The following is an 18,556-nucleotide window of genomic DNA, read 5'->3' as shown; positions in this document are numbered from 1 at the left end:
TTTAAGCAGTAACAAAGGGAGGGCCGCGGGGGGCTTGCCTCGAATAGCGTTCGCTTAGAGCCAAAAAAGCGTAGCTGTCTGAGACAATAAAACTCAGTCGAGTTGTGAGTAGTGTAGTTGGAAGTTCATCTTGGTGAAATGTGGAAAAATGGCTAAACGGGCACGGCTTACCTTTATGAGTATTCGGTTCACCCTCTTCGATTTGAACCAGTTCAAAGCCATTGACCGTACACAACGACGCCCACACTCCCGCACTATTACCATGAGCATTGATAACAGGCATTAATGTCACTAAAGCCCAGCTTAACGCTGTGGCAAGTAACATAGAGAGGTTGAACGAGGTTCGGCGCATTATTCCAAATCTTTATAAATTTCCCTTATTATGAGGCACTTGTTATATAGGTAAACGTAAAGATTAACATCAGGTTAAAAAGTTGAAGCCAACGCACACTCTTTTTAGTTAAAAACTGGTTACGCGAATAGAACATAACCCATATTATTCATCTACGCGCACAGATCCCGGTCAGAAAGCCACCAATAAAAAACGCCGCCTACATTTTCCAATAAAGGTAAATATAGGCGGCGTTTTAGAAATCGAATCTTGAGGTTTGGGCTTTGTTAAACGTCTAACATGCAAACGCTCCTGATTAACCCATTAACCGAAGATCTTGCTCCAGATACTTGGGTTACGCTTGTCGTGGTACTCTTCACGAAGGCCATCAATCGTGCGCAGCTCTTGTTTTGCTGCCTCGAAATCACCTTGGTCTAGCTTCTGTTCAATGCTATCGATCGATAGACTGATCTTCTTGAAGCCTTCCATGAAGTTTTCTTCTTTCTCTACTGGGTACACACCCGTTTTTAGTTCTGCCACTAGCGTATCTAAACGAACGATAGGTTTTTGCATCTCTTCAATGCTTTGAGCTTCTGCCGCTTGTTTGAATGCAAGCTTCATTTCTTGCATGTTTTTCTTAAGGTCAACGTTAGCAAATGCGTTGCCAGACATTACTGCTGCAGCGATTAGGCCAGATAAAAGGATTGAGCGAGTTTTCATTGTTTCTCCAAGTGAAACTGTGACTTTGAAGATAGCGCCGTCATTATTGCAGCGCTTCGACTTTATTATTTTCCGGCTAGTGTATACAAAAATCCGTCAGGCACAAAAATTGATTGTGTCGAAATGCAAACCTGCCGACATTCTCTTAAACAAGTGCAGAGTATTCTGGGATCTCGTTGCGACCACGTAGTGCCAAAAATGACAAGAATTGCTGCGGTGAATGGGTGATCACCTTACTCGAATCTACGCCCACCTCATCAAGTAATGAAGCAACAAGATTTAAACCGCCTACATCTTGGCAGAAATGTGCATCACTCCCTGTGGTAATAAATGCCCCTTTTTCTCTCGCAATTCTTGCTATTTCGTAGCAACGATCAACACTGCCCACGCGGCTATTGCCTTTAAGTGTCGTGTTATTAATCTCGATGGCGACATTGTGTTCTACCGCACATTGGATGACCGCTTCAAAGTCGAAATCAAAATTAGGATTCCCCAAATGACCGAGTGCATCGACTCGTCCACCTTTGATGACATTTAAAAGAGCCTCAGTATGAGCTTCGGAGTCTAACGGGCGAAATACAGGCTCATGAAAGCTCGCAATCACCCAATCTAAGTTCTTATCAACACTAGGGTGTATATCGATTTCCCCCTGAGTGTTCATAATGTTTGATTCAACACCGCGAATAATCGCAACGCCTTCGATAAAACGAGGAAGTACACGCTGATTGCTAAAGAACCAGTAGTGTGGCGCGCCCGGCATTGACTCTGAATGGTCAGTGGTACAGAACATAGCAAGGCCGTTTTGTTTTGCCGATTTAGCGTTTTCAATCAATGTACTGTAGGCATGGCCACTGGCGTATGTATGGGTGTGAGTGTCTACCTTTAATTCCATAAATCAATGCCCTCTCTTGATATCTAAACTTTCCAGAAAATAAACCTAAAGCCTCTGCTTGGAATTGAGTACCTTATGTTATCAATAGAACCAGTTTATCAGCACAAAGTGACAATTAGCACCTTAACCTAACGCTTTCTTGTAACTAATTGCCCAGTTGCTATAGGGCATATGTCACCTCTACCTTCACCCAATTTTCTATCGGTCGGCTTCATAATCATGGCTACGTGCAAGCCTGGTAATTGAGCCAATTTTTTTGCAACCTACCCAAGTTCGTCAATACTTAAACCAGTTCACACGCTGGAGTGTTAGATGAGACGAAGACGTTATCCGCTGAGTATCCACATCACTAGCCTTTTCCTAATTTTGACAACGTTTGTCGGTGCAGTTTTGATATCAATAAGCTATCGGCATTCTCAAGAGTTGCTACTGGGAACCGTTCGCGAGGTCAGTAATGAGCACCGTGACAAGCTAGAGTCGGTGTTCAAACAAGCGATAGCCCCGGTCATTACCACATTGAATGTGATGGCGGTCAGTCCGTTTGTTAATCAACAAAGCTCCTCTACCGAGAAGGAGTCTTGGCTAGCATCAGTCGATATCATCTTCAAACAGAATGCTAATTTAGTCGCGCTCTTCTATGGCTCGGAGGATGGCGACTTTAGAATATTCCGCCCCTTGAGCACCAATAAACAAAGGGCCGAAAATAATGCCCCTGCCAAAGCGACCATGATGGTCAGTAGCACTAATTTGGATGGTGAGAACTTTATTACCTACCTCGATGGTGCGCATCAGGTCATCAGCACGGTGCAAAGCGAGAGTAAATTTAACCCAACGACTCGTACTTGGTATCGCAATGCAAAGCCCGATGGTTCAATCCACCTATCCGAGCCCTATCTTTTTTATTTCCTTAAAACCAATGGCATTACACTGTCTAGGCGTTCAGCTGATGGCAAGCACGTGGTAGGCGCCGACTTCACGCTGAGTTCTCTCTCTTCTCAGATCAGTGAGCTGGCCTACTCTCCGCAGACCAGACTGGCTCTATTTGACCAACACTTTAACCTTCTGGGTCAGCATCAACTGGATTTAACGACCTCTAACCTCACCTTCCAAGCTAACCATGACGGTACTAATAATGTAAATGGCGCAGGAAAACTCTCTGGTAGTGAGCAGGAGCAGAGCTTTTTCAACATCCCCAAACGAGAGCAAATGGAAGCGTTAAAATCTTCAGTATTGGGGCCGCTAATCTCAGATGAGGAAAAGTTTAACCTCAATCTCAAAAACGTCGAGTACAACCTGAACACATGGGCACTGACCTTAACTCCGGTTGAGCTCACCCAAAACGTGACCCTCTATTTGGCAGAAGCGACACCACACAATGAACTGCTTTCTGACCTCATTTCGATGCGTGACAAACAAGTCGCCGTCGCGATTGGGATGTTGTTTATCTGCTTTGGTATCGTGTGGTTGGTTGCTAATCGTCTATCCCAGCCACTCAATACCTTGATGCAGCTTACCGATAACATCGCTCGGTTCGATTTCCGTCGTACCCATTATCCGAAGAGCATGATTAAAGAGGTCGCTAACCTCGCCCACTCCATCGAATTAATGGAACACACGCTTCATGACCTCATCAACTTGCTGCGAGACACAGCAGGGAATCAGGAGTTCTCGATACTTGCCAAGAACATCGCTCACCAAAGCTATTTGATAACCAAAGCCGAAACCATTGTGCTGTTTACTCAATCAGAAGAGAAAGATGTATTTGATACCGCCGCCAACCTAGCGATCATTCCCTTTAAAGCAGACATCAATGACTTCATCAAACATACACCTTGGTTACTGTGCAAACTCAAGTCAGGAGAGACCATCCACTTAAATCGAGAAGACAATGTACTCAACTATTATCAAGACTCTATCTTCAACTCAGACCTGTACTTGTTCCCATTATTGAACCGCGAAAAACTGTTGGTTGGTATTGTGGCGATTGGCTATGAAAGACCGATTACCAAAGCTCAAGCAGATAAACACGCCTTTTTAAGAGAGTTATTGAGCTTTGCAGAGATAGCCAAAGACAACATTGATCAAATGCAGCAACAGAAAGACATGCTCAACGCCTTTATTGAACTGATCGCCTCTGCGATTGATACCAAATCCCCATACACTGGCGGTCACTGCCAACGAGTACCCGAGCTGACCAAATGGTTAACCCAAGCGACTATCGATGACGACCGTTATTACCCTCAGTTCTCTCTGGACAACAAACAGTGGGAAGAGTTGATGTTAGCCGCGTGGTTACATGACTGTGGGAAAGTCACCACCCCAGAGTATGTGGTAGACAAAGCAACCAAACTTGAGACCATTTACGACCGAATCCACGAAGTTCGTATGCGATTTGAACTACTCAAACAACAAGCCGAAACTGACTACTGGAAAGCGATGGCGAATGGTGGACTTCAAGAAGAGCAGCTACAGATCCTAGGACAAACCCTTTCCGACCTCGATGAAGAGTTTGCCTTTGTTGCTCAGTGCAACCTTGGCGGAGAATCAATGACACAAGAACAGTTAGAACGATTGGACCAAATAGCCAAGCGTCAATGGAAACGAACGTTAGATGATCAACTTGGAATATCTTGGGCTGAAAAAGAGAGGTACAACTCGTGGCAGAAATCGTCGCAATCTGCCGATTCTGCACCAGATAACAGTGAACAGACATTACCAGTGATGGAACCACTGCTTGCAGATAAGCCAGAACACAAGATCCCATGGGATAACGGCTTTAACCCAGCAGAATTGTGGCAAGAAGATTTTGTTCTTAAGCCGGGAGAAGTCAAATACAACCAAGGTGAACTGCATAATTTGAAGGTCAATCGTGGCACTCTCAACGAAGAAGAACGCTTCATGATTAATGACCACATCATTCAGACCTTCACCATGTTAAACAAGATCCCATACCCACCTTACCTGCAAAATATTCCCGAAATTGCCAGTGGGCATCATGAACGCATTGATGGTAAGGGCTACCCAAGAGGATTGAACGAAGACCAGTTACCTCTTCCGTCGAGAGCCATGGCAATTGCTGACGTATTTGAAGCTCTGACTTCGAGCGATCGTCCGTATAAAAAAGGCAAGCTGCTCAGTGAATCGCTCAATATCATGACCGACATGGCCACCAACGGCCATATCGACCCTAAACTCTATTTACTGTTTCTAGAAAACAAAATCTACGACAAATACGCCGAGCAATTCCTTGAGTTAAGCCAACGATGCGATATCGATGAAACGAAACACATCGAAAAAGTAAAAGAGTATATTCGCTCACTTTTTTAAACCGTTACTGACAAGGTTTAGCGCTTAACTATTGGCTGCAAACCCAACATCGAGCTTTCTTTGGAACTGCTCGTCGGCTTGGCTGCTTGCCCAGCTTTACTGTACTTTTTCGCTAACAAGGTGTTTGTGATGCTCGCAGCGACAATCAGATTAATACCGACCAACTGCTGAGTAGAAAATACATCATCAAAGAACACACCTTGCCACAGTGCACTAAACAACATGTTGGTGAAAATTAACGGAGCCAGTTGAGAACCACTTTCTGCAAGCTTGTAAGCCTTCGAACGGAAGATCTGTGTATTAACAGTACATAGCGCTAATCCAAATGCCCCGATTCCAATCCAGCCGATTTGGTCAACCGTCTGTAAAGTATTAAGAATACTTGAGTCTGCCTGCACTCCAGAAACGCCTTGTACTGAGGTGAATACCAACATCGGGATAACCAATATTGCTGCAACTAAAAACGTCCAAGCGTTAAGTTCTGCAGGCGTGAGACTAGTTTTAGAGGCGCGATACAAACTCACTTGTGACGCTGAGTTGAATAGTCCGGCCAACAAACCAAGCAACAATTCAGGCCTCAAGAACTCAGAGCCAAATTTAAACTGCGACCAATCCCCAGCCATCATCACAACACCAACAAAGGTTATCGCTAAACAAAATATGGTTGTTGTATGAATTTTAGTTCCAAACATTAACTTTTCTAACAAAGGAATAAATAGCGGCCCAGTACTAAATAGCACCACACCTTCCACCAGCGTTAAAGTTTGTAACGACGTAAGAAAACACCACTGACATGCCACCATGAATATCGCCCGCATGACCAGTGGCTTCCACATACTTCCTGTCGGCCTGCTGATTTTAGAAAAGATAAGAAACAAGAATATGAGCAAGCTAGGTAAGAAGAAACGCACAAAGCTCAGTAATGAAATAGGCATCGCTTCCGATAAATACTTCGCTACTAAACCGCTTAAAGACAAACTGAACGTAGACAACAACATGAAAGTCGTTGCCTTGGTAATATCAGACATAATTATCACCTCCTATGCTGTCTATTTTAGAAGCGTGACGTCATTAAAAATAGCGAGTAATATTAACCATAACTGTAAGGAAAACTTACCAATGAAAAAGCTCGTTCCGCTTAAATCCGTTTACGCTTTCATTGCTGTCGCAGAAACTGGCAGCATGACCGATGCCGCTCGTGTGTTGTATGTCAGCCACTCTGCAGTAAGCCAAGCCATTAAGTCTTTAGAACAACAGGTCAATAGACCTCTGTTTCAGCGAGTAGGTCGCCGTGTTGTCCTTAATGCCGCTGGTAAACGTTATTACCGAAAGGTCGCTCCTGCATTGGAGCAAGTGATAGAGGCGACTGAAGAACTAGCAAGGACGCCCAATGACCATCGCATTACCCTCAATATGGTGAATTCGCTTGCAATGCACTGGTGGATCCCTCGAGTCTCTGACTTTCAATCTTTTGCTCCATCACTTGATATTCGAATTTCGACACTAACAGGCCCTTTCGATATTGAACAAGAAGGGGTTGATATTGCTCTTGTACATGGCAAGCCCAATGAGTGGGAGCGGTGTTACAGCGAAAAACTGGGCGATGATGATCTGGTGTTGGTGTGTAGCCCTGCGCTCCTCAAAAGTAATGAGAATTTAAGCGTCAAAAAGCTTGTTGAGCAAAACTCCACGATTGGTGTCTTTAACCCGAGGCGAAAACACGACTGGCAAGTGTGGTGTGATCATTACCAAATCCCGATGCCAAATTTTCACAGCAACCTAACGTTTGATGTGTCGATTCAAGCGGTACAAGCCGCGATTCGTTCACTAGGTGTATTAGTCACCCATCGCTTGTTTGTAAAAGATGACATTAGCCACGGCATGCTGGTTGAGCTTGGTGCCCCCGTTGCTAACCCACATCAAGATTTCTATTTTGTTTGCCCAAAAAACAAGTTAAAACAAGAAAGTGTGCTACAACTGAGAACATGGTTAAGGCATGAATTTGCCAATTCAGACATGACACTTAGCGATACAACACAAGAATAGAATAACGACAACGTCCAATAGAACCGTTACTTACAAGAGGCCATTATGATCATTACCACCACACAATCTGTCGAAGGTAAACGCATTGTCGACTACAAAGGAGTTATTGCCGGAGAAGCTATCTTAGGGGTGAACGTATTCAAGGATATGTTTTCTGGCATTCGTGATTTTGTTGGTGGGCGCTCTGGCACCTACGAAAAGGAACTCGAAAAAGCCCGTAACTATGCATTCAAAGAGCTGGAACAGAAAGCCATTGAAGCTGGTGCAAATGCAGTGGTCGGTGTCGATATTGATTACGAAGTACTTGGAACAGGTAACGGCATGCTAATGGTATCAGCCAGCGGCACAGCGGTAGTAGTAGCTTAATTACTCGCTAAGTCGTGATTACCTATAAAAACGCCTCTTAGCTAAATCACTAGCTAAGGGGCGTTTTTGTATGCGTTGCTAGGTTAGGTTTGAATATCTCTAACTCGCACGACCTGCTGGCTCAGAGATCATGGCATCAAAAGAAGCGATTCGAGCCAAAAACTCTTTTCTATCTTTCGGCATAATCGAACTTGCCATCGGTAAATTCGCCTTCATCGCATCAACGGCTCGACCACGAACCAACACCTCAAAATGCAAGTGAGGACCAGTGATACGCCCCGTTGCACCCGATAGCGCAATTTTCTGACCTCGTTTAATTTGCTGCCCTTTCTTAACTAAAAAGCGGCTCAAATGAAGATAACGAGTGGTGTATACGCTGTTGTGTTCAATCACCAAGTATTTACCGGCATAAGGGTGGTCACGAAGCGCTACAACCCGGCCGTCACCCGTTGAATATACCGGAGCGCCCACTGGCGTCGCAAAGTCAGTACCATTGTGCGGCGAGATTCGGCCTGTCACAGGGTGTCTTCGTTTCGGGTTGAACGATGAGGTAATTCTTCGGAACTTTCTGTCGACAGGGTATCTATCGAAGGCTTGCTCTAGACTGTTACCCTCTCTGTCATAAAAAAGGCCATCTGGCGCTAAAAACGCTGCTACTTCTCGGTTTCTTAATTGAATGGAGATGCCTTGAACTTCTGTTTTTCCCGTTAAGTGATTGTCTGTGTACTGCTCTTTGACCAATACATTGAAGCTGTCACCGGCTCTAAGCTCACGAGCGAAGTTAACTTTATCTTTCAGCGTACGAGTAATATTGGCTATCTGAGCCGTTGTAAGCCCCGCTTTGTATGCCGATGTTGAAAAGCTACCATGAACACTGCCCGCATAGAGTTTTTCTTTCCATTCGCCTGGTATCTCGTGGAATTTATAGGTGAAGCTCCCATCATCATTTCGAGTAAAGGCAGCTTGCTCAACCAGACTTTCGTGGAACACCAACTCAACAAGCTGTTTGGAGTCACTATCTAAAAGCAGCTCTAAGTGGTCACCGGGTTTTATTGTATCGAGTTTCAAGGATTCAAGATCCGCTTCCATTACTTTATGAACCGTTTCATAAGGCAGATTCCACGATTCGAATATGTTACTCAGTGTGTCCCCTACTTTTACAAAGTAGTGAATTTTGATCAATGAGCTCGAATTAGCTTGTGGGTGCGCCTGTTCCTCACCGTCCATGTGTAGTTCTTGATAAGGCGTTACTTTTATTGAAATTTCTTTTTCCGGTTCCGGATGGAAAGAGAGCAAAGCGGCAAGTGAAAATGCACTGATCGCAACAACAATCAGGATAATGCGGAGGTACTTCATAAAAATTAGCAGTTATAACAAGGAACTTAAAAAGTGTTATAACATAACAATCAAATCAAAAAAACAAACGAAATGTAAGAAACCGTTCTTTTGGAAGCACAAAAATATGGTGGGCTTAAGAAACCCACCATAGCATCAAAGCTTTATTCTTCACGAAGCGCCTCAAAACGCTCTAAGCCTCGAAGCATTTCGAAGTCCGGTTCTTCAGCCAACAACTCTCGCATTGAGCCACTGGCTTCGACAGAGCGTTCTAGGTCGTCAATAGCTTGTCCTTCCGCCCCTAACCTTGCGTAAGCACACGCCCGCTGATACAGAGCATGAGCGTTCTGGTCATCCACCTCTAACACGCGATTACATAAGCTCATCGCCCAATGGTACTCTTGAATATCCATTGCTGCGTCCGCTTTGTAGGTTAATGCTTCCAAATCCCCGGGACGAACCTTCAAAATCTCATCATAAATTTCAATTTTCTGTTCCGCGGTTTGCGCATTTTGCGCCCTTAACCATAGATTGTGGATCTCATTGATGATTTCGATTTCTCGGTTGTTCTCTGAAATGATTCTGGTTTTGCGTTTAAGATCCCTCTCTAGAACATTAAACTTCTTCTCATAGTCTTGTGCAATGTCGTTGAGTCGTCGATCTGCCATCTCTTTAGTGGTGTGTTTTAACTCTTTGAGCGACTGCCAACCAACCAGTGCAATTAACGAAGCAACACCAGCAATGATATAGAAGAAATACGTTACGGTAACATTGGCGTAGTTGAGCGACTTATCTGCTACTGCGAGCTCGCGATCGGTCATCTGAATGGTGAGACGTCTTTCAAGATCCTGCTGTTCGATTCTCAGCTGCTTCAACTCATCCAAGATATAACGTTCCATCAAGGGTCTATCCAAATACTCTTGATCCGAGTATTTATTTTCTTCGCTTGCAAAACTCATCGTGCTGAACACTGAGATAACTGCAATCAATAAGATTCGAAGCATTATACAATCCTTATATATTTAGCTTTAACCTAACTGTATCTCGTTATAGGCATACAAGCTAGGAAGTCGGCAAGTTTGCCTTATCCATATTGGAATTAACACTCTAAAACATCATTGATAATTATAAAACACCTGAAGCAACATCATTAATTTCTAAATTATAAAAATACCAAGTAATACTGTTCTATATAATTAATTCGCGATGCGAATATAGAGTCATTTGATTTATTGCATCGAGATGAAACTTATATTAATAACGATCAGAGCGAGGTTAATTTGAATAATCCAAGATACGATTTAGTAAGCCGTGTACTGCACTGGGTAATGGCTTCTGTAATCATTTATGCCACAATCGCAGGTTATGTGATGCACTATGTGACCAGTCATCCAGAGCTGTTTTCATTCTTATCTGTACTTAACATGTCATTGGCGACCGTTGCGACACCATTGCTCATGGTTCGTTATATCTGGAGCCACTTTCGCTCTTCTCCAAGCATGCCGACATCAATACCAGAGGGGCAAAAGTGTGTGGCTAAGCTAGCTCACTCTTTAATGTACCTCGCCATGTTTATGGTGTTCAGTACAGGTTATTTGATGCTGGAACAGCCATACTCATTATTCTGGCTAACCACAGTCGAAAACCTAATTAGCAACCCAGCAATCAACAGCTTCTTCTTTTATTTACATCGTGCCAGTTGTATTGCCCTAGCTTGTTTGATTGTTTTACATATTAGCGCAGCACTTAAACACCACTTCGTCTCTAAGAACTATGTATTAAAAATGATGATTTAAATAATACTGTGAGACTTTGGACTTAAAGCTCGACCAACAAAAAAGCCATAGCACTTCTGCTATGGCTTTCTTTTTCGGCGTGATTAATTGGATTGGTTATCCAGCATCACTTGCCAGTATTCACATTTAGCAAGAAACTCTTTTAGGTAGAGTTCAGGGTTAGCTAGCTTCTCGCCGCCCTTAACATCAGCACCAGTCACTCGCCAGAAACTGCGAGTCACTACGTTTCTATGATAAATAAAATCGCTAAGTTCGTTTTTTTTCAGCGTTAGTTGTTCACCGAACGTCTTCTCATACAAGCTGAGCGTTGCTTCTTGGTGGCTCGCCTTCTCTCTCAAAAAAGTATCTAGGTCTAAACCTAGCTCTTTCTGAGCATCTTTTGACAAGGTTTTTGATAATTTAGAGATCACATTAAACAGCGCCAACTCTACTTTTTGGGCCGCTAGTAACGATGCACCCAAAAGTGCATGTTCATTGGAGATCTGTTGCTCTGTTGCTGAAACGGTAGCTGTTGTCACTGTGTTAACCTCAAATTGTCATAACGGATATTATTGAGCGTTTCTGATTACGCGCTTTTGCTAAGCTGAGCTCGTTCAGCGTCAACGATCACGAAGCCAGTTGCGTCTTCACTTTTCTCTACTTGCACTAAACCTTTGAAGCCAATTTGCGACAGTTTCTTCGCTAGATGCTCAGGTGCGGTTTCAAAAACCACCGACATGAAAGGTAAATGCTCTGCGGAAACAAAGCCATGCTCGTTAAACAGGTCCATTGCATGAGATAAATGGTCTGAGTCGGTTAATTCAATGATTTCTACAACTTCTTCCAACAACATTTTCGATTCCATATTCGCCAGAAAGTGACTGACACAAGCACGTAAATTTGCTCGCATACATCCCGATGCCCAAAGACACCCATTTAGTAGTAGGGAGATCATAACATATTAATAATCGAAAAATATGTTTAATTTCCCTAACCTACTGGGAATATTAGAAAACAAATTGGTGAAGCATAGACAAGACCAATTCGTCTTATTGAAAGCTACAGCCTGATTTTAGGCAATTAGGCTACCGTAGCTTGAGAATCGCCAGTTTCTACAATCGATTCTTGTAACAAGCCAGCATAAATACCATTGTGCGCCACCAGTTGTTGATGATTACCTTGCTCAACAATTTCCCCCTTTTCCAACACCAAAATGGTGTCTGAGTGACGAACAGTACTCAAACGGTGGGCAATCGCAATCACGGTTTTCTCTTTGAACAGACGCTGCATCGCTTTTTGAATGAGATCCTCGGTAATCGAATCTACCGAACTGGTTGCCTCATCCAGCATCATCAGTTGTCCCCCTTGAGCAACGGCTCTTGCAAACGAGATAAGCTGAGTTTGTCCAACCGATAGATTTGCCCCGTTCTTATCTAGTTGGAAGCCATAGCCTTGAGGCAGCTGCTCAATAAATTTATCGGCATAAACATAACGCGCCGCCTGCTCAATCTCGGTACTTGATAAATGTTCTTTACCTAGTGCTATATTGAAAGCAATCGTCTCTTCGAATAAATGCACATCTTGCATCATCATCGAGAACAGGTGTACCGAGTCTTCACTAGAGATCTGCGACAGCTCAATGCCATTCAGCAGTATGCTGCCTTCATAGTCTTGGTAGGTTTTCGAGATCAAACGCAGAATCGTTGACTTACCTGAGCCTGTAGAGCCCACCAGTGCGATTTGATGCCCTTTCTCCAATACAAACGAGACATTCTTTAGAACGTGCGGAGCATCGCCTTTGTAGCGGAAGCTTACGTTCTTAAACTCAAGGCTTTCAAACTGCTCTAACGGTTTAGCAACCTGCTCTGATGGCAGTAAGTTACGCCCCTCTTCTTCGGTCGGTTCAACAAACAACTCTTCGATATGGTCGAACGCGGCAAATGAGCTCTGAATTGATGCAATTTGCGAAGTAAAATCTCGGATCGGCACGAACACTTTTTCTAAGGTGTTGATGAACGCAATCAGCACACCCAAGGTGAGCGCCCCTTCTATCACTTGCTCAGAACCGTACCAAATCATTACCGCGATGGTGATGGATGTGATACCAGAAATGAATGAGAACAGAATAGCGTCGTATTTATTGATCTTTTTCTGCGCTCTCAAAAACTCGTCGGTATAGCCTTGGTAACGTTGTTCGACTTGCTCTTCTGCTCGGTACATCTGTACGGTTTTCATACCAAACAGCACTTCTTGCAAGAAGCCAATACCTTGAGCCAGTGACGAACGAGTCACCTTATACAGAGCACGAAGTCGATTTCTAACATGTACAGTCAGATACATGACCGGAGGCATGATGATCAATACGATCAGCGTCAGCTTCCAATCAATTAAGAACATCATGACCAGCAGCGCAATGGTGTTAATACTGTCTTTTACCAAACCGACAACCGACTGAACAAACGTCTCACCGATGGTTTCTAAATCACTGGTTAGACGCGAGAGCGTGACACCGATTGGTGTATTGTCAAAGTAGCTGCGTGGCAATTTCAAAACACGAGCAAACAGAACTGAGCGCATGTCAGTAATCGTGTATTGACCTGTTTTACGTAGGTTATATGCGTAAGTGGTATCCACGACATAACTGACGATTAGTACAGCAACGAGGTAGAAAACGTATTCTAATAGCCCGTCCATATCACCATGACTCAACTGAACGTCGATCACTTGAATAATCAACCAAGGGAACAACAAGCTTGTGATGACAGAAAGCGGAAGCATCGCAATGCCCAAAATCGCCGAGCCTTTGTATTTCTTAGCAAACTTAAAGAAATGCTTGAGGTACTTGAGGTCAACACCTTTTAACATGCTGCTGCCTCCGTTTCATTTTGCTGTAGTAGCCATGTCTCGTAGTAGTAATCGCAAGTTTTCAGTAGGGTTTTATGGTCGCCCTTAGCAATCACTTTTCCTTCATTCAACACGATAACTTCATCCATATATTCAAGTGCATTAACACGATGCGAGACGACAAGAACCGACTGATTTTCCAATCGTTTGAATAGGCCTTCTAAGATTTTTCTCTCTGTCTCGTAGTCAACGGCAGACAGAACGTTATCCATAATGATGAGATCGGTTGGTTGTAATAGAGCACGAGCAATGCTCAGGCGCTGTTTTTGTCCCCCTGACAACATAATGCCCTTCTCACCGACTAAAGTTTGGTCGCCCTGCTCAAAGCGCGTCACATCACTGGCTAGTTGGCTAAGCTCTAACACTTCATCAACCTGGCTTTTTGCTAGCTCGGTATCGGCGCTACCAAAACGAATATTCGCTTCAACAGTTGCAGAAAACAAATACGGGTCTTGGGTGACGGTTTTAACGTAACGACGTAAATCGCTACGCGAGAAGCTAGTGATATCTCTCTCACCAAGCAGTACTGAACCTTGTGGAGTGTCTAAGTGATGGTTCAAACAGTTCACCAACGTCGTTTTGCCCGCACCGATACCACCTAACACACCGACTTTCTTCCCCGCGGGAATATCAAAACTGATGTCATCCAGAATCAGACGCTCCTCGCCCGGATAGCTAAAGCTAAGGTTACGAACAGAGAACGTTTTTCCTTTTAAGGATTCCACATCGAGCTCAGACAGTTTCTGCTCATCCAACTCTGGTATTTTGGCATTAAGAATAGTCTGGGCGCTTTGAATACCTACCATGCCACGCTGATAAATCGTCGCGATTCGTCCTAATTGCATCAGCGGCATGGCGAGCAAAACTGAGTAAGTTAGGAATGCTGTGATTTCACCAAGAGTCAGTTCCTGTCTCATCAACATAAAACCACCTAGACCTAGAATAATGATTTTCATTAGGTCATTGGCGTAATCGAGAACCGGCATAAAGAAGACTTGGATACGCGTGATTTTAAGGCGGCATTCAAGTAACAACTGATTCAGCTTCTCAGTCTCCGCTTTTACCCAAGGTGACATCTGCTGGCTTTTAATCAGATCAATCCCAGACAGATAACTCATCAGTTGCGCAGACAAGTTTTGAAGGCGCTTCATATGCTCTAAATGAAGTGTTTTCATACGCTTAAAGCCGACTCTAAAGATAACAAATGCAATTGAAATCGGAATGATCGAATACAGGGTTAGTTCTGGCGATATACGCCACATGTATAGCGGCGTTAGCGATAGAGCGAGCAACGCATTAAAGAATTGCAGAAAGCCAACACCAAACATCAAACGAATACCACTTAGGTCATTGTTGATGATTGAGATTAAACGGCCAGAAGCAAAGCGCTTGTGAAAGCTGTTTGGCAAGCGATTCAGTTTTCGTAGAAGAGTGGTCTTAAGTGAAGCTTCTGTAATTCGCCCGGGGTTAAGCGCGTAAATGCGAGACAGAATCCTAACAACGACCATAGCAACCGACATACCAACGACAATCCACACATAGGACTGCAACTGTTGATGTCCACTTGAAGAGGCGTCATCAATCAGGTCTATTGCCAATTGAATATAACGAGGGATTTCTACTTGTAACCAGTTAACGAGAAAAATGAACACAACCGCAAGTAAGTACGAGGTGCGATTCATGCGCAAGTAATGGGCAATAAACTGTCTTTTATTCATAACATTCTTTATTGAGGGCAGGCGTATAGCTATTTGGTGATTTTGCTTAGAAAGCACTTCACGATATGGCAAAGATACATCAAAAATACTTAGTTGACAATATCAACCACATTCAATAATTCGTCATCGCTATTCATTTTTCGTATTGTAGAAACAACTTTGCCGCCAAATAATGGCGGCAAAGGTATTAGAAGTGATAATTAAAAGCTAAGGCTCCAATCCAGTAATGACTTTAAAGAAGCACATCCACTTTATCATTTTCTATGCTATATGAGTTTCTCACCTCGCTACCCAATGCTGATGGGTACCACACTTCGACCCAAACTTTATCAACATGGTTGGGCAACAATAGCGTTGTTGAAAAGTCAGTGTCTTCATTAATAGGCATTCTTAACACTTGTGAGGTGTAGTCGACAACGTCCCCATCAAACTCAGTGTACAAGCTCATAAAGCCCCGCGAACTTTGTGAACTTGCGACATCGACCGTCACAGCGACTTCCCTCTCAGTTGAGAAATCAAAGCCTTCCGGTATGGTCAGCTCGACCGAGCTCAACACTTGTGCCGCAGGCGCGACGCTAGACGTCACTGTGTTATTAGCAGATGACGAGTTGCCTGATGAAGAATCATCCGCTGGTGGGACAGAGCTTGGAGCTGATGTGGTAGAGCCACCACCACCGCCGCCTCCGCCACACGCAGCAAGGAAGACAAGAGTCACACTACTTAGCATTAGTTTTGATAGTTTCATAAATCCTCCTTGATTAATCTTCAGTAGACCAAGTTTTGTCTGAGTTAGGGTTTAGATACCAAGTCGGTTTAGAAGAACCGCCAGACGTCGCCCATTCTGCAAAGTCTGGGAACGCTTCACTGATATCAATGTACTCGGATGGGTGATTCCAAGGAGATGAAATCAAAATACCCCAAGGCATGTTTTGCGTAGTTCTGTAGTATTTTCCACTACTTGGGTCTGAATCATCTTGTGCCACACCGTAAAAGTCGCTTACTAACGTACCACGTGACGTTGGTGGAAGATCCGCTGTGTGAATTTCAAGATCTTTACCCGGAGAGCCAGTAAAACTAGAGCCATGGTAATAGCCTTCACCTGGACCAAAGATGAACGGGTCGAAACCACTCAATGGTAGAAGTGAGCTTACCGTTGGTTGATCGTCGTCGTTAAACGGTAGTGAGATACTGAACGTCATTTGGTCAGACTCAAGAGACGGATTACAAGATGGGTTGGTACGGTGGAACATACACTCATCGTTAATCGGGATATCATTTTTTAAGTTCAACGAAGCGACAACAACAAGGTCACCTCCTGGCGATGCAACCGATTTATCTTCGCCCGTAAACGGTGAGATATTCACACGAGTTGCGCCGTTTTTCTGCACTCTGGCGGTCTGTAAGTCGACATCCGACTCATCAAAGCCACTCAATTTCCAACCTAAGCCGTTACCATAAGAGGCACCGTAGGCCATGATGCTACCGCTGATATCCATACGCAATACAGCATCGTCTTTACTCAGAATGGTGGTTCGGTAATAAACAACAACATCGTTTAAATCGAAGTCACCCACTTCAGGCCAGTTATCTTCGAACGCTGCAGTGTAGTAGTTAGAATGTTGAATTGTGGTACCCGGATCAGTCACGTTGAACACGTAATCCTCGACTTCCCCGTCACCAACGTAACCATCACTTGGGATGTTAGGGCTGCTCGCTAGACGGAAACGTGTTTGTACAGTCCCCACACTCGCATCATCAGCCACTCGAATTGGAACCACTTGGCCCCCTTCAACAACCGAATGGTTTTTCAAGATTTGTTCATCATCATCGAAAGTACCACTCAAGTCCCAGTCAGCCCAAGCTTGTAGGTAACCATTACCCACAACGTTAACGTTAATGAGACTATCCAACCCAATTTCTAAGTTAGTTAGTAGCGTAATACCGTCGTCATCATTCCCGTCAACATCCAAGTCATCACCGTTTGATAAGGCGCCCGGTTGTCCGTCAGAATCAGCATCGATATTAGCCCCGAGATAGAGCGTTGAAGAAACAGCATGCTCCGCACCGTTGCTTGCTTGTAATGTTCCATAGGTATCCGGCGCATCGCCGAAATCAGACTCGTCGGAACTCTCTATCGGATTAGTAAAACCACTTAAATCCCAGTTACCATCAAACGCTGAAAAGATTGGATTAGGGAAACCACTGCCACTGGTAGTAACAGTTTCAAACTGGAGGGTAACTATAGAGGTATTTTTGTAGGTAAATTTAACCGCACCTGACGTATCGGTTTCAGAATAATTAGTACCTGGTCCGGTGAAGAGAACTGAATTGCCATCAGCACTCTCTTCAGCAGTCAAACTGGCACTCGCGCTCCCTAGCTGATAACTGTAAAAACCTTCGCTTTTAAATACACGAACTTGCTCTGACTGAACGGGCTCACCATCAATGTCATAACCGATCATTTCAAATTCAGGAATGGTGTAAGGGACCGAGAAAGTACCTGATAGACCATCTGTTCCGTCAAAGAACTCAAAGGTATAAATCAAACCTGCAGAACCGGCTGAGTTAGTTTGATAGAGGAAACCAATATCGCCTGACGGTTGTGTTGCGCCGACTTTGTAATTAGGTGCATGAAACACAAATGTCGCATCACCAAATACGCTACTGGATACCTTAGCATCAATGGTCTTTCCATTGTGTGTACCGACATTGAGGAAGTGCATGGAGGCGCCATCGTAGGTCGGCCCTGCCCAACTGCTACTGCCGTTTGTTGATTCTATGTGATTTGAAAAATCCAAGTCCACTATGGTTGCGTGGACCGGGACACTAACTATTGCTCCGATGAGATAAATAATTTGCTTGTATTTCATAGTTAACCTCGACTTCTTCTTCGCTTAGGCGATTTCCTTGAAAAGTACGTAAACTCTGAACGGCAAAGCTAAATAAATGTGTCCCTAAAATCTGATGCTACGAGACAAAGGATGTTTACTTTTTTATTTTGGTGCCGACAAAACGAGTTGCATAAGACAATGAAGCAAGAGAAGAGCCAAGTTTTTGAATACTTAAAAAATAAACCTAAAGCATTGAAAGTGGGCATTTATTTTTCTACAGACTTATTAAGTTCAAGAGTAAAAAAACACTT

16 protein-coding genes are annotated in these 18,556 nt (G+C 43.8%); 4 read left to right on the top strand and 12 right to left on the bottom strand.

The genetic code is table 11. The features are described 5' to 3' along the window. Window position 1: 1 nt before the first annotated feature. From F0228_RS00760 to F0228_RS00750, 3 genes are all read right to left on the bottom strand, one after another. Window positions 2–352, bottom strand: a complete 351-nt coding sequence (locus tag F0228_RS00760) for a hypothetical protein (protein WP_004742438.1) — start codon at window positions 350–352, stop codon at window positions 2–4. Window positions 353–655: 303 nt separating this feature from the next. Continuing rightward, window positions 656–1,051 carry a cytochrome b562 gene (locus tag F0228_RS00755; protein WP_105058020.1) on the bottom strand — a complete coding sequence of 132 codons (396 nt, stop codon included), beginning with the start codon at window positions 1,049–1,051 and terminating at the stop codon, window positions 656–658. Window positions 1,052–1,196: 145 nt separating this feature from the next. After that, on the bottom strand, window positions 1,197–1,943 hold the full coding sequence (locus tag F0228_RS00750; RefSeq protein WP_105058019.1) for a phosphatase: 747 nt from the start codon (window positions 1,941–1,943) through the stop codon (window positions 1,197–1,199). Window positions 1,944–2,255: 312 nt separating this feature from the next. Between F0228_RS00750 and F0228_RS00745 the strand changes: the two genes are divergently transcribed. Then, window positions 2,256–5,270, top strand: a complete 3,015-nt coding sequence (locus F0228_RS00745) for an HD domain-containing phosphohydrolase (RefSeq protein ID WP_171761686.1) — start codon at window positions 2,256–2,258, stop codon at window positions 5,268–5,270. 17 nt (window positions 5,271–5,287) lie between these two features. Here F0228_RS00745 and F0228_RS00740 read toward each other — a convergent pair whose 3' ends face one another. Continuing rightward, window positions 5,288–6,298 (bottom strand): DMT family transporter, encoded by a 1,011-nt coding sequence (locus F0228_RS00740; protein WP_171761685.1) that lies wholly within the window; start codon window positions 6,296–6,298, stop codon window positions 5,288–5,290. A 91-nt stretch (window positions 6,299–6,389) separates the two neighbouring features. Between F0228_RS00740 and F0228_RS00735 the strand changes: the two genes are divergently transcribed. Then, window positions 6,390–7,316, top strand: coding sequence for a LysR substrate-binding domain-containing protein (locus F0228_RS00735; RefSeq protein WP_171761684.1), 927 nt, complete (start codon window positions 6,390–6,392; stop codon window positions 7,314–7,316). Between the two features lie 45 nt (window positions 7,317–7,361). Beyond that, window positions 7,362–7,682, top strand: coding sequence for a heavy metal-binding domain-containing protein (locus F0228_RS00730; RefSeq protein WP_004730185.1), 321 nt, complete (start codon window positions 7,362–7,364; stop codon window positions 7,680–7,682). A gap of 99 nt (window positions 7,683–7,781) precedes the next feature. Here the strand turns inward: F0228_RS00730 and F0228_RS00725 are convergent, their stop codons facing one another. Next, the gene (locus F0228_RS00725; protein ID WP_171731827.1) at window positions 7,782–9,038 is read right to left on the bottom strand and encodes a peptidoglycan DD-metalloendopeptidase family protein; all 1,257 of its coding nucleotides are present in this window, start codon (window positions 9,036–9,038) and stop codon (window positions 7,782–7,784) included. A 143-nt stretch (window positions 9,039–9,181) separates the two neighbouring features. Further along, entirely contained in the window at window positions 9,182–10,021 is an 840-nt protein-coding gene (locus tag F0228_RS00720) for a hypothetical protein (RefSeq protein WP_008217164.1), read from the bottom strand. A 276-nt stretch (window positions 10,022–10,297) separates the two neighbouring features. Between F0228_RS00720 and F0228_RS00715 the strand changes: the two genes are divergently transcribed. Beyond that, a complete protein-coding gene (locus tag F0228_RS00715) occupies window positions 10,298–10,813 on the top strand; it encodes a cytochrome b/b6 domain-containing protein (RefSeq protein WP_116871534.1) in 516 nt (171 codons plus the stop codon). A gap of 83 nt (window positions 10,814–10,896) precedes the next feature. Here F0228_RS00715 and F0228_RS00710 read toward each other — a convergent pair whose 3' ends face one another. The 6 genes from F0228_RS00710 to F0228_RS00685 all read right to left on the bottom strand — a co-directional run bounded on the left by F0228_RS00710 (window position 10,897) and on the right by F0228_RS00685 (window position 18,284). Next, window positions 10,897–11,331: a hypothetical protein gene (locus F0228_RS00710; RefSeq protein ID WP_116870853.1), complete on the bottom strand. Its 435-nt coding sequence runs from the start codon at window positions 11,329–11,331 to the stop codon at window positions 10,897–10,899. Between the two features lie 47 nt (window positions 11,332–11,378). Further along, the gene (locus tag F0228_RS00705) at window positions 11,379–11,645 is read right to left on the bottom strand and encodes a hypothetical protein (RefSeq protein ID WP_061031198.1); all 267 of its coding nucleotides are present in this window, start codon (window positions 11,643–11,645) and stop codon (window positions 11,379–11,381) included. 227 nt (window positions 11,646–11,872) lie between these two features. Further along, window positions 11,873–13,657, bottom strand: a complete 1,785-nt coding sequence (locus F0228_RS00700; RefSeq protein ID WP_171761683.1) for an ABC transporter ATP-binding protein — start codon at window positions 13,655–13,657, stop codon at window positions 11,873–11,875. Further along, entirely contained in the window at window positions 13,651–15,414 is a 1,764-nt protein-coding gene (locus F0228_RS00695; protein WP_171761682.1) for an ABC transporter ATP-binding protein, read from the bottom strand. The genes F0228_RS00700 and F0228_RS00695 overlap by 7 nt, the downstream gene beginning before the upstream one ends. Window positions 15,415–15,646: 232 nt before the next feature. After that, a complete protein-coding gene (locus F0228_RS00690) occupies window positions 15,647–16,159 on the bottom strand; it encodes a hypothetical protein (RefSeq protein WP_171761681.1) in 513 nt (170 codons plus the stop codon). Window positions 16,160–16,172: 13 nt separating this feature from the next. Then, a complete protein-coding gene (locus F0228_RS00685; protein ID WP_061031202.1) occupies window positions 16,173–18,284 on the bottom strand; it encodes an LruC domain-containing protein in 2,112 nt (703 codons plus the stop codon). Between the last annotated feature and the right edge of the window lie 272 nt (window positions 18,285–18,556).

It is taken from the genome of Vibrio sp. 99K-1 (genome assembly GCF_013114585.1).
Lineage (GTDB): Bacteria > Pseudomonadota > Gammaproteobacteria > Enterobacterales > Vibrionaceae > Vibrio > Vibrio chagasii_B.
The sequence above is the reverse complement of the archived record's forward strand: the minus strand, read 5'-3'. Positions and strand labels throughout refer to the sequence as shown.

Coding starts and splice junctions, on each gene's coding strand:
- F0228_RS00695 (WP_171761682.1), bottom strand. CDS start 15,414: ATGAATAAAAGACAGTTTATTGCCCATTACTTGCGCATGAATCGCACC.
- F0228_RS00745 (WP_171761686.1), top strand. CDS start 2,256: ATGAGACGAAGACGTTATCCGCTGAGTATCCACATCACTAGCCTTTTC.
- F0228_RS00690 (WP_171761681.1), bottom strand. CDS start 16,159: ATGAAACTATCAAAACTAATGCTAAGTAGTGTGACTCTTGTCTTCCTT.
- F0228_RS00730 (WP_004730185.1), top strand. CDS start 7,362: ATGATCATTACCACCACACAATCTGTCGAAGGTAAACGCATTGTCGAC.
- F0228_RS00740 (WP_171761685.1), bottom strand. CDS start 6,298: ATGTCTGATATTACCAAGGCAACGACTTTCATGTTGTTGTCTACGTTC.
- F0228_RS00725 (WP_171731827.1), bottom strand. CDS start 9,038: ATGAAGTACCTCCGCATTATCCTGATTGTTGTTGCGATCAGTGCATTT.
- F0228_RS00750 (WP_105058019.1), bottom strand. CDS start 1,943: ATGGAATTAAAGGTAGACACTCACACCCATACATACGCCAGTGGCCAT.
- F0228_RS00705 (WP_061031198.1), bottom strand. CDS start 11,645: ATGTTGTTGGAAGAAGTTGTAGAAATCATTGAATTAACCGACTCAGAC.
- F0228_RS00685 (WP_061031202.1), bottom strand. CDS start 18,284: ATGAAATACAAGCAAATTATTTATCTCATCGGAGCAATAGTTAGTGTC.
- F0228_RS00700 (WP_171761683.1), bottom strand. CDS start 13,657: ATGTTAAAAGGTGTTGACCTCAAGTACCTCAAGCATTTCTTTAAGTTT.
- F0228_RS00720 (WP_008217164.1), bottom strand. CDS start 10,021: ATGCTTCGAATCTTATTGATTGCAGTTATCTCAGTGTTCAGCACGATG.
- F0228_RS00755 (WP_105058020.1), bottom strand. CDS start 1,051: ATGAAAACTCGCTCAATCCTTTTATCTGGCCTAATCGCTGCAGCAGTA.
- F0228_RS00735 (WP_171761684.1), top strand. CDS start 6,390: ATGAAAAAGCTCGTTCCGCTTAAATCCGTTTACGCTTTCATTGCTGTC.
- F0228_RS00760 (WP_004742438.1), bottom strand. CDS start 352: ATGCGCCGAACCTCGTTCAACCTCTCTATGTTACTTGCCACAGCGTTA.